Annotated in this window: 10 protein-coding genes; 2 read left to right on the forward strand and 8 right to left on the reverse strand. The window is 50.2% G+C overall.

Annotation, left to right across the window (positions count from 1 at the left end; all coding sequences use genetic code 11):
• The 8 genes from secA to GF404_12140 form a co-directional block, all read right to left on the reverse strand.
• On the reverse strand, positions 1 to 2,349 hold a 2,349-nt coding region (secA, locus tag GF404_12105; GenBank protein ID MBD3382925.1), incomplete at its 3' end, for a preprotein translocase subunit SecA.
• A 93-nt stretch (positions 2,350 to 2,442) separates the two neighbouring features.
• Positions 2,443 to 3,228 (reverse strand): ABC transporter permease subunit, encoded by a 786-nt coding sequence (locus GF404_12110; GenBank protein ID MBD3382926.1) that lies wholly within the window; start codon positions 3,226 to 3,228, stop codon positions 2,443 to 2,445.
• The gene (locus GF404_12115; protein MBD3382927.1) at positions 3,209 to 4,150 is read right to left on the reverse strand and encodes an ATP-binding cassette domain-containing protein; all 942 of its coding nucleotides are present in this window, start codon (positions 4,148 to 4,150) and stop codon (positions 3,209 to 3,211) included. The genes GF404_12110 and GF404_12115 overlap by 20 nt, the downstream gene beginning before the upstream one ends.
• A gap of 14 nt (positions 4,151 to 4,164) precedes the next feature.
• Positions 4,165 to 4,770 (reverse strand): redoxin domain-containing protein, encoded by a 606-nt coding sequence (locus tag GF404_12120; GenBank protein MBD3382928.1) that lies wholly within the window; start codon positions 4,768 to 4,770, stop codon positions 4,165 to 4,167.
• 72 nt (positions 4,771 to 4,842) lie between these two features.
• A complete protein-coding gene (locus tag GF404_12125) occupies positions 4,843 to 6,621 on the reverse strand; it encodes a PDZ domain-containing protein (protein ID MBD3382929.1) in 1,779 nt (592 codons plus the stop codon).
• 106 nt (positions 6,622 to 6,727) lie between these two features.
• The gene (locus GF404_12130) at positions 6,728 to 7,174 is read right to left on the reverse strand and encodes a hypothetical protein (GenBank protein ID MBD3382930.1); all 447 of its coding nucleotides are present in this window, start codon (positions 7,172 to 7,174) and stop codon (positions 6,728 to 6,730) included.
• Positions 7,175 to 7,295: 121 nt separating this feature from the next.
• The gene (locus tag GF404_12135; GenBank protein ID MBD3382931.1) at positions 7,296 to 8,336 is read right to left on the reverse strand and encodes a hypothetical protein; all 1,041 of its coding nucleotides are present in this window, start codon (positions 8,334 to 8,336) and stop codon (positions 7,296 to 7,298) included.
• A complete protein-coding gene (locus tag GF404_12140; GenBank protein ID MBD3382932.1) occupies positions 8,302 to 8,883 on the reverse strand; it encodes a sigma-70 family RNA polymerase sigma factor in 582 nt (193 codons plus the stop codon). Before GF404_12140 ends, GF404_12135 begins: the two co-directional genes overlap by 35 nt.
• 135 nt (positions 8,884 to 9,018) lie before the next feature.
• Between GF404_12140 and GF404_12145 the strand changes: the two genes are divergently transcribed.
• Positions 9,019 to 9,933: a mechanosensitive ion channel gene (locus tag GF404_12145; protein MBD3382933.1), complete on the forward strand. Its 915-nt coding sequence runs from the start codon at positions 9,019 to 9,021 to the stop codon at positions 9,931 to 9,933.
• 291 nt (positions 9,934 to 10,224) lie between these two features.
• Positions 10,225 to 12,186: S8 family serine peptidase (locus tag GF404_12150; GenBank protein ID MBD3382934.1), on the forward strand; the 1,962-nt coding region annotated here is incomplete at its 3' end.

Consider the following 12,186-nt stretch of genomic DNA (forward strand, 5'->3'; position numbering starts at 1 on the left):
GCGCTGCACATTCATGACATCGTCGAAATCCAGCAGGCGCTTTCGAATCGAGAAGTTTTCGGTCTCGACTCGTTTCTGCGCGCCTTCGATCGCCTTGGAGACACGCGGATGCTCAATCGCTTCACCATCCTCGAGTCCCAGGAAATTAAGGACTCCGGTCAGGCGGCTGACACCGAACAGGCGCATCAGATCATCCTCGAGAGAGATGAAAAATCGTGATGATCCGGGATCACCCTGACGGGCCGAACGGCCACGCAACTGGCGGTCGATACGGCGTGCCTCATGGCGCTCGGTAGCGATTATATGCAGTCCGCAAACCGGCTCTTCGCGGCAGTCATATTTGTCGCGCAGGGGACAGACTTCGCCGTACTCGGGATTTTCAATGATCGAACAGTTGGGATGTTTGAGAACTCCCTCGCCAAGCTTGATATCGGTTCCGCGACCGGCCATATTGGTGGCGATAGTTACCGCACCACTGCGACCGGCAAACTGGATGATTTCCGCCTCACGCTGGTGCTGTTTGGCGTTCAGGATTTCATGCTTGATGCCTTTGCGCTTGAGCATGCGCGATATGGTCTCGCTCACATCGACCGAGACAGTGCCCACCAGGATCGGCCTGCCGATCTCGTGGAAATGCTCGATCTCTTCTATAATGGCGGCGTATTTCTCGCGCTTGGTGCGATAGATCACGTCGGTGTAGTCGATCCGTTTCACAGGTTTGTTGGTCGGAATCACGACCACATCGAGTTTGTAGATATCCCAGAATTCGCCCGCCTCGGTTTCAGCAGTACCGGTCATACCGGCCAGCTTGTAATACATGCGGAAATAGTTCTGTAAAGTGATCGTGGCAACTGTCTGTGTCTCGCCTTCGATTCGGACTTTCTCCTTGGCTTCGATGGCTTGATGGAGACCATCGGAAAAACGACGGCCGGGCATCAGGCGACCGGTAAACTCATCCACGATGATAACTTTGCCGTCCTGGACCACGTATTCGACATCTTTTTCGAATAAGCTGTATGCTTTCAAAAGCTGGGTAATCGAATGCAGCTTCTGTGATTTGGCGATATGCTGTTTGTAAAGTTTGTCCTTGGCTTCGATTTTCTGCTCTTCATCCAGGGAATCATCGTTGTCGATTCCCACCAGCCCTTCGGCGATATCGGGAACTTCAAACAGCTGTTTGTCGGTTGGATGGAGTTCATTAAGGCCCATCTCCGAGAGGGTCACAGAATGATCCTTCTCGTCGATCGCGTAATAAATCCTCTCATCGATTTCATTGAGATTCTTCTTATCGCGCAGGATGGCTGATTCGACGTTCGTGACCATGCTCTGGTGATCGGGGACCTTCATGATCTTCATGAAGCGCTTGTTTTTGGGTGCCGCCCGGCGAACCGTAAGGAGATCATAAGCGGCATCGTCGTAATTTTCCTCTTTAAGTGCTTTTTCAGCCTGATTCAAAAGGCTGGTGACCATCATCGACTGCTTCCTGTTGATCTGCTCGACTAAGGGTTGCATATCGCGGAAGGCCTGATCGATCGTCGACTCGACCGGTCCGGATATGATCAATGGTGTCCGGGCCTCATCGATAAGGACACTATCAACCTCGTCGATGATTGAGTAAAAATGTCCACGCTGACGATTGTCCTCGACACGCCAGCCCATGTTGTCGTGCAGGTAGTCAAAACCGAATTCACTGTTGGTACCGTAGGTGATGTCGCAGTTGTACTGCTCACGTCTTTGCTCCGGATCCTGGCCATGCTGGATCACACCGACGGTCAATCCCAGAAACTTGTAGACAGCGCCCATCCACTCAGCGTCACGACGCGCCAGGTAGTCGTTGACGGTGATCACATGAACTCCCTTGCCGACCAGCGCATTGAGATAGACCGGCATAGTAGCTACCAAAGTCTTGCCTTCGCCCGTCGCCATCTCGGCAATCTTGCCCTGGTGCAGTACCACTCCACCAAAGAGCTGGACATCGTAGGGAATCATGTTCCAGGTGGTCTTCTGGCCGGCCACATCGACTTCCTGACCGCACAACCGCCGGCAAGCTTCCTTGACCATCGCGAAAGCTTCCGGGAGAATCGAGTCCAGGTACTCATTTATGCGCTCCATGAACTTCTGCTTGCGCTCTTTTTTATCCCAATCATGCTCACGAGCTTCTTCCTCGAGCTCTGCCCAGATTTCTGCCAGGTCAGCCTTGAACTTTGCGGTTCTGTCGATCAGCTCTTCCTGCGAAAGCTTTTCCAGGGTGGGATAGATTTCTTTGATTTCTTCCACGACCGGGTTGATCTTTTTCAGGTCGCGTTCATGTTTTGTGCCGAAGATTTTCTTTATTAAGTCACCAAACACTTGTAATCACCTCAAATCGGTTATACACACAAACAGCCAACAACAGTTACATTAATAGGCTTTTAGTGCAAATGGCAAGCAAAAACGGTCTGCCTAATCCTTGGGAGTCAGGTTACGCGCGGTGAAGATCTTGAAAGTCGGCAGGACCACCACCAAAAGCAGGGTAAAGAAGTAAGCCAGTTTCTGAAGAATCGAGGCATCGTAGAGCAATGTCGCTCCTATCAGACTGTCCCAGTTTGAAAGCACGTTAAATTCAGGGCCCGCAAAGTAGATTACCTTGAATATCGTGGTCCAGATACCCCATTCGAATTGCATCAAGCCTTTAGCGATCACGGGTAAAAAGTGGATAACCAGCACGATCAGGGCGGCCCAGATCGGACCGGTGAGGATCGAGAAAAAGGCGGTCACGCTGATCATCATCAGGTAAAACATCAGATCGAAGATGAAAGTCAGGATGATATTAGTCGAGATACCGTAATCGGTAACCGCGTACAAAAATATGGAAAAATAGATGATCTGAAAAACCCAGAAAACCATAATCAGTTTAAAAGCGCCGATGATTTTTCCCATTATGAAATCGGAACGTGAAATCGGCCGTGCCAAAAACGTGAACATGGTACCGTCGCGGATATCCTGGATCAAAACGATTGACCCGAGCGCTATCGAGGCGAACAGTCCGAATACCGTGTAGGCTTGAGCGAACTGGGAAATAAATATCATCGCCATCCCGCTCTGCGCGAATTCTTCGGCCACCAGAAGCGGAATCATCGACATCAACAAAATCCCCAAACCGACAACGAAAAAGAGCCAGTAGATTTTCGAACGCATCAGTTTGGCGAACTTGTGATTGCTTATGGTATTAATCTGCTTCAGATCCATTTTCCACCAACTGCATAAAGATTTCTTCCAGTTCCATACTGCGCGGTTTGAGTGAAATTATATCCGCCCCCGAACCTGACAGTTCAGCGATCAGCCTGGCTTTCTTCTCTTTTCCGTAAACACTTGCACGGTAAGTGTTCTCACCCATGCTTTCGAGTTGCCAGGTAGTCTCGAACTTGGTCGCCCTGTCCGGATTGAGCGAAAAGACTATCTCGGTTTCATCGGGACGTTTCAGCAGATGCTCCATCGTATCGACCCTGATCAGCCTGCCCTGGTTGATGATAGCTACCCGATCGGCGGTTTTCTGCACATCCGAAAGGATATGAGAACTCAGAAAGATCGTTTTACCCTGATCTTTTAGTTTCAAAAAAAAGTCCTTGATCCTGGCTTTGGCGATCGGGTCCATACCTGAAGTCGGCTCATCCAGAATCAAGAGATCGGGGTCTGTCAGAAGCGCCTGCGCTAACCCCATCTTCTGAGTCATACCCTTCGAAAAAGTCTTGACCTTGCGTTCGAAACCCTGTTTAAGATCGAGAAACCCCAGGATCTCTTTACCTCGCGAATGCACAGTCTCGCGGTCGAGCCCGGCCAAAGACCCCATGTATTCCAGCAATTTTTTGCCCTTCAGGAATTTATCGAAATTGAACAGCTCCGGCAGAAAACCGATCCGTCTCCGGCTTTCCGGGTCGGTCACCGGCAATCCGAAGATTTCGGCTTTTCCGGCTGTGGGAAAAATGAAGTTCATCAGGGTATGAATCGTGGTCGTTTTGCCAGCGCCATTGGGCCCCAAAAAGCCAAATATCTCACCCCGTTTGACCTCCAAACTGATACCATCGAGAGCACGAATCTTTTCCTTAGCGGTACGTCCGGGGTAAGTCTTTTCGAGGTTTTCTATTTTTATCGCCAGCTCTTCAGACATCACAATCAGCTCTCATTCTATTCAGTCGGATTGCTCTCAGTTTCACCCGACTTCTCCTCTGTTTCTATGATTACCTCTGTTGTGTCAATTACTTCCGAGTTGTTTTCGCTGTCCAGATAATAATCAATATCGTCGTAATGGTCCGGCTTGTATGAATCAAACCGACCGCTCAGTTCGCCATCTTTTTTGATTACTATCAGGGTTGGAAAGCGGATTATATCCAGTTGCTCGGCAATTTTCAGATCGGGATCGAGGCCGATCTTCAAATCGATCTCCCATTCGGCTTTGATAGCTTGAACCTCTTTGGCAGTCATTCCACTCGCAACCGTAATAATCTCGGCATCGACAGCCTCTCTGAGTTCATCGCTTCGCCGACCGAGATCATCTAACGCCAGACGGCAGGGATTGCAGTTTTCGGTCCAGAACAACAACACCAGAGGTTGTTTGTCTTTGTAATAACCGAGCGGCTCGATGCCGCCATCCAGAAGCTCGAACTGGACATCCTCGAATTCTGCCTTTGGCTCATCACGCTGAAACAGTTCGGGTTGTTTGATAAGCAGGTGCTGTACTATGAAAAGTCCCAGCAGAATGGCGAAAATAACTGTAAACTTCTTATCATTCATGGTAAATCCGAATCAGCAATATAAGCAAAACTTACGGAAGATAAATAAAAATGTTGCCCTTTTCCGCGTTTATCAGTCTGAACTGTTCTGACCGATATAATCCTGCCAGCGTTCTTTCTGCACCCTGTTGGCGGATTTATCGATTTCGATTTCAAATTTATCCAGACCGCCGAGCCTGACTTTGGTCTTACGCTTGTCACCGTCGCGCAGGTACTCGACCGAAATCGTGCGATTGGGTTTAAGGCTTTCGATATACCGGACCAGCTCGATGGCGTTCTTGAAATCGCGGTTGTTGATCTTTATTACCTGATCTCCATCTTTAAGACCGGAGTCATAGGCCGGTCCGCCCCTGCGCACATCAGCAATAGTCAGGTCATCGAATGATTGAAACTGCACCCCGAAATCCGGTTTGCCGTCTTTGACTCGTTCGAGCCTGACACCGAAATTGCTGAGCAATCCGGGGAGATCGATAACCGTGTTGAGATTCAAGCAGGAATCAATAAAGTACTTGGGATAGTAGCCACTTAATGTGTCACATAACTCATACAGATAATAACTCTTGAAAGCGGTCTGACCATCTCTGAAACGCGCGGTGATAGCGGCAAAGTAATCATCCAGCGAAAATGACCCGTATACGAGGGAACGAAGCTTCAGATCGAGAGCCATGGCGGTCAGAAATTCTGCCGCCCCGACATAACCTGTTGCGGCCGGAATCTCCCGAGCCGCGCGAGGCGACAGTCCCCGCCGTTCGAACTCGGTCAGGTAATGCTCATAGGTCTGGACTACCCGGTTGAGGAAAGTCTCTGCGCTGATTATATCGCACCTCAGCAGGAGCAGATTCTGGTAATAGTTGGCCGCCCCCTGAATCAGCCAGTTCATGCCCAGCCGGTCCTCGGGAAAGAAACTGATCGGTACCCACTGCACGAACATATTGTAGGCCACCAGCCCGAAATTCTCATCCAGCCCGCGTGCCTTGAGCTTGTCGTCCAGAAGAATATTTATCGTCCCGGGCGAGGAAGCTCCTCCATTCAGGATCTGCTGATTCTCATGGGAGAGAGGAAAACGTGTGATATACAAATACAGGTCCGTCGGTGGCATGGATCCAAACAGCTTAAAGATCTCATCCCAGACACAGCGCAAATTGTAAACCAGGTGATCACGTGTAAAACCGAAGGCATCGTCCTGCACGGCCACCACAAGCGGATTCGCTTTTCCGCCGAGCGTCAGGGTGTCATACATCCCCACCGCCCAGTAATCGTTTTGGACATCTTCAAACGAACCAATCAGGTAGCTGTTCGAATCCAGTCTTTTTTCAGGTATAATCGCCACCATCCGGGGAGGCATTTCGAAACGGAGCACAATGCTGTCGGGCCGATTGGCCAAAGCGAGCTCGGGATAGACAAGCATCCCGGTCCCGATCAGTATACCGTTATTGTCAAAGAAAAACGGCGTTTCATCGACCCCGTACTCGGAGAGCATCATGATATGCTGAATCGGAAGCAGATATTTGATCCGGTATTTGCCCTGTGGCAGATTTCTGGCCAGCCAGCTGTTGTCGTCCATACGGCTCATTTTAACGGTGCTGGAATCACTCAGGCGGATCAGGTCGAGTTTTTTGATATGTTGGCCGTAGCCTTCGGTGTAATGATTGTCCGAGGCGGGAATTTTGAAAACAAGTGAATCCTGTGAAAAATGAAAATCGAAATCGGCCAGTATACTGAACAACGCGCGTTGGGGATTGATCAGCTTGAACTCGTACTCTGCGCTGACCGGCTGTGAAAACGCTGATCCGCCAAAAATAAACAGGACCAGCAACATAAGCGGAATAAACAGTGATCTGGATTTACTCATTGATACACCTGCAAGCTTCAAATTTGCCTTTATTGTCGGTTTTACACACGATATCGAAAAAGTTGCCGATGGAGTTTAATCCAAACCGCTTCCGGCTGTGCAATTTTCAGTCAGCGGCCGGGTCGTCGGAAAGCGCGGGCACTTCCAGGCCAGCCTCTGTAAAACACCTGAAGGCATACTCCAGGCCTCGCTTTATACCCGAATTTGGATACTTGTAGAACTCCATCAGGCAGGGAATAAAATCCCGCAAATAGTCTGGTCGGACTTTGCCGATCTCGCCCAGGGCATGGGGAGCATACCAGCAGTTATTGCCCGATTCCTCGTTGATCATCCAGACCAGCTGACGGATCATATCCTTCATCCGCTCGGTTTCAAACACCTCCGCCGCCAGGCCGAATGCGCGCGCGGCACCGACTCGGACCGGCTCATCATGGTGATACAGCATACGTTGAATCTTGCGGATGAATGCGGGGCGATTTTCAAGTTCAGCACGCAAAAAGTCTGCATCAAATTCACGCAGGCTGTTTTCCAGTTCTGTTTTCGATATTGCCATAAAACCCCTGATTTCAATTCATTAAATGTAAACAATCGACAGGCTTATCTCAAGTTATATTTGAACTAACAAAAAAACCCGCCCAAAGTTTGGACGGGTTGAAGTAAGTACGAATATTCTGCTATTTTTCCTTTTCAAGTTCGATCTGTATCTCATGCTTACCATCAGGTGTGACATTGACTTTTACATCGGCGTTGTGAATACCCCTTTCAGCCAGCTTGGCTCTTACAGCGGCTTCTATCTCCTCAGGTGTCTTGCCCTCGGTTTCGACATCGATCGTCTTTGATTGAAATTCAAAACCGAAATCGACATCGTCAGTGCCGTGAAGCTTTAATTCGATCATCTCTTTTCTTTCTTCGCCTTCCGATCCTTCGCTATTTGTTTCGATCGAAATACGTCTTTCACCGTTTGGCAGTGTTTCCACCTTAACTTCAGGATCTACTATTCCGGCTGCCACAAGTTTTTGAATAATCAACTGCTCGATTTCGAAATCAGTCTTATCTTTTGTGTCGATTTCGATTTTGGTCATATTCTGCCTGGCCTGGGCATAGAGACTGCCGGAAGTCTTTTCACGTATCGGCTCAACCGTAAGTCGGGGATTGTCTCCGGCTATCAGCCTGAAGGCGACTTCCGCCTCGCGCACAGCATCCCTGTCAGGCAGGCTGGCCACATGCAGGCAATCGCCGTCAAAACTGACCTGCGTATTTGCATAACCCAACGCATCAAGCGCGGAGCGGTAACTGTCCAGGTAGTTGACAGATGAGGGGTCATCGAGGTTGAAACACATCCGGTATCCAACTGTCGTCGTATACGAAAACGGTATCAGCGTGATGGCCATGATAATCACAGCCATCAGTCCAAAGCCGGTTATCAGGCGGGGATGAGTTTTGATCTGATCTTTAAACATGGCAAATATTCCTTTCTTGTTTGTCAAAGAAGTGCGTCGTAGTTCGATCTTCTCCCGAATCCGGTCCAGTGGCGTTGTCGCGACTGCCTGATTTTTCAGTTCGGCTTCAATTCGATTTTGGAGCAAACGTTCCGCAATTAAGTTTTGCGCGCACTCCGGACAGTCTTCGATATGACTTGCGATCGAATCCGGAAGCAGAGTATTGAGCTGGTCAGGATGATCATTCATCCACTGTTTTACTTCTCTGCAACGCATAGCGCACCTCATTTTCAGTTGCTGTCTTTTCGTCCAGCTTTAGCTTCTTTTGCAAAAACCTGCGCATCTTTCCACGAGCGCGGGACAACCTGGCCTTGATCGTACCCCCGGGTCGGCCGGTTATCTCGGTCAGCTCGCCAATACTGAAACCTTCCAGTTCGAACATCAGCACCAGGGCACGATCCTCCGGCGAAAGAACTCCCAGGGCGTGCTCGAGCTGACGGTTGAGCACATACCGTAAAGACGGATCATCGGTTCTTCGATCGTCAGCAGTTAAAAACTTCAACTGCACGAACTCGACCAGTCTCTGCCGGCGCCGGCGATTCTTATAGATGTTGATCAGAATCCGGTACAGCCATGCTTTGAAGGCTCTTGCATCCTTCAGGCTGTCAAAACTCTCGAGAGCTTTTAAAAGCGCATCCTGGTAGAGATCATCACCGTCATCGCGGTTGCCCGCGAGTTTACGGCAGAACGCTTCAGCCTGCGGATGAACCGGTTTCAGAAGCTGCCAGAACTTTTCGTTTTTCACATTCATAGATAAAGACAATTTACGACCATCCCCGGTTGCTTTGACAATTAATTAAAATAAAACAATAATTTCAGAGCGTTCTTGACATTTGCATTTTCTTAAGTGATTTTACTGATTCAACGACCGCGCGAAATCAAACCATAAGGAGATGAAATGAATATTGAAATAGATTTCGAGAAAATCCTCCAGCAATTTACAGATTGGATGATCAATTCCGGAATCGCTATACTGGTGATTTTAATCGGTGGCCTGATCCTCAACAAAATCGCCAAGATACTTTTAGGCCGGGTTTTCTCCCAGCTCAAACGCAACCGGGAGGAAAGCGAAAGCCTCAAGCGTCTCAATACCCTGCAATCCGTTATACGCTACGCGATCACGATTGTTTTACTGGCAGTCATCGTCATGATGGTCCTGGGGGAAGCCGGTATCGACATCGGGCCGATCCTGGCCGCCGCCGGTGTTCTCGGCCTGGCGATCGGCTTCGGCGCACAGACGCTTGTCTCCGATGTAATCACCGGCTTTTTCATCCTGATGGAAGACCAGATTCGTGAAGGCGATGTTGTCCAGATCGCCGGCAAGGGGGGACTGGTCGAAAAAGTCAATCTGCGTATGACAATTCTGCGAGACCTCTCCGGCAATGTTCATTACGTCCGCAACAGCGAAATCAAACTGGTCACCAACATGACCAAGGATTTTTCTTACTACCTCTTCGATGTCGGCGTAGCCTACCGGGAGAATACCGATGAGGTAATCGAAGTTCTCAAGCAGATCAGCGAACAGATGCAGTCCGATGATGAATACAAAGACGATATCCTGGATCCGATCGAGATTCTGGGAGTCGACCAGTTTGCCGATTCGGCAGTGATCATCAAAGCGCGCATCAAGACCAGGCCGATCAAGCAATGGAGAATCGGGCGAGCCTTCAATGCCATTATGAAAAAGAAATTCGATGAACTCGATATCGAGATTCCATTCCCACACATGACGGTCTATATGGGCCAGGATAAGGATGGCGGTGCTCCTCCCGCCAATCTGCGCCTGCTGGATAAAAACCAAAAAGCAAGTTAGTCAAATATACTATGACACCCGAACCTGCCGGTTGATACGGCAGGTTTTTTTATAATAAACACCTTAGAAGTTGACTTTTTACATTAATTCAATAATTTATTAGATACCACGCGCGATAGTACGAAGTCTGCACAAAACGAAAAATGCACCTGACCTGGGCGAATCCCCGCCATTACGTTCGCACAGCTTGTGCATTGGATCGAAGGAGGTGATAACCGCCAGTTATCTATCGTTTTTTTTCGCATTAATACGTCTGCCTCATGCAGATAACTTACCGAGGGAGGAGAAACAGTGAAACAAAAACTATTATTTACCGCTCTGATCGTACTCTTATGTGGCACGGTTCTGTCGGCGGACGATGTCAAAATCGCCAAAGTCGAGCGTCCCGATGCTCCCGGTTTTGTCGGCTATGTCGCTGATGAGATCGTGGTCAAATTCGACCGCCAGGTAACCTTAGCACTGAATCGTGATGAAATGGCGTCCGGGAGAACAGGCATCTGGGAACTCGATGAGCTCGGACGTTTCTATGATATTGCCGCGATGCGGCCACAGTTTCAGGGGGCGATCGAAAAGACTGACCGGGCATCCGAAGATCTGGCCGGATGGCACAAGATCAAATTCAAAGGGGAAGTGGATGTTGAGCGGGCTGTCGAAGATTACAAGAACATAAGCGGTGTCCTTGAGGCCCAGCCGATCGGAATCCATACCGTCTACGCCACTCCCAATGACGGCAACTATGACGGCCAGTGGCATCTGAATCAAACCAACGATGCCGATATCGATGCCGAAGAAGCCTGGGATATCGAAACCGGCGATGAAAGTGTAATCGTCGCTATCCTCGATTCCGGTGTACGCTACTACCACAAAGATCTCGGGGGCTACAACGCCTCACCGTCCAATCCGGGCGCTACCGACGGCAATATGTGGATCAACTGGGCCGAGAAGAACGGCTCATCCGGCGTTGATGACGACGGCAACGGCTATGTCGATGACTGGGTTGGCTGGGACTTCGTCGACGGCGGTTCCAACTGCTGGAGCGGTGAAGATTGCGACAACCAGGACAACGACCCGCGCGACTTCAACGGCCACGGCACTCATTGCGCCGGTAACCTGGGGGCCATCAATAACAACGGCTACGCTACCTGTGCACCAGCCGGAGGATGGGGGGATGGCACCCTGCAACCGACCGCCAATGGTATCAAGGTCATGGCCTGCCGGATCGGATGGTCGGGGAGGTACTGGTTCTATGAAGTCGGTTACGTCCGCATGGACTTTATAGCTGAAGCACTTTATTACGCCGCTGACAATGGCGCCAGGATCGCCTCCTGCAGTTGGGGCGCATCCAACACCGGTGGCCTGGATGCCGCGGTGGACTACTTCATCAATTCCGGAGGTCTGATCTTCAAGGCGGCCGGCAATGATGGCAGTCAGACAGCTGATTACATGTGCGCTCGCAGTGACGTTATCTCGGTGGCTGCTACCGACAGCAATGACTGTAAAGCGGATTTCTCAACCTATGGCACCTGGGTCGATATCTCCGCTCCGGGGACAGGGATACTGAGTTTGTACCATGATCATGCTGATCCCGGCGGTGATTATGTCGCGGCCCTGGATGGCACTTCGATGGCAACTCCCCTGGCGGCAAGCGTGGCCGCCATGATCTGGTCACAGAATCCGACCTGGTCTGCCAGCCAGGTAAAACAACAGTTGCTCAATAGTGCCGACGATATTGACAACCTTTCATGTAACTCATCCTATGCCGGAAAACTCGGTGCGGGACGAATCAACGCTTACAATGCCGTCAATACCGGAACTCCACCACCATCGGCCAACTTCAGCGCTTCACCAACCTCAGGATGTGCCAGCCTGAATGTTATCTTCACCGATCAGTCGACCGGCACAATCGACAGCTACAACTGGGATTTCGGAGACGGAGGCACATCAACTGCACAGAATCCATCACATACTTACGCCAGCGGAGGCACATATACTGTCGAATTGACCGTAACCGGGCCGGGGGGATCTGACACCGAAACCAAGACCGACTATATCACCGTCAACGTCGGTCCGAGCGCGGCATTTGTTGGATCACCGACTTCCGGCACAGAACCTCTGACTGTCAGCTTCACCGATCAATCAAGCGGTGCGACATCATGGAGCTGGGACTTTGGCGACGGCGGAACATCGACCGCCCAGAATCCAACCCATGAGTACACTTCGGCAGGCACCTACACTGTCGAACTGACCGCCACA

The sequence above is a fragment of the Candidatus Zixiibacteriota bacterium genome, assembly GCA_014728145.1.
GTDB lineage: Bacteria > Zixibacteria > MSB-5A5 > JAABVY01 > JAABVY01 > WJMC01.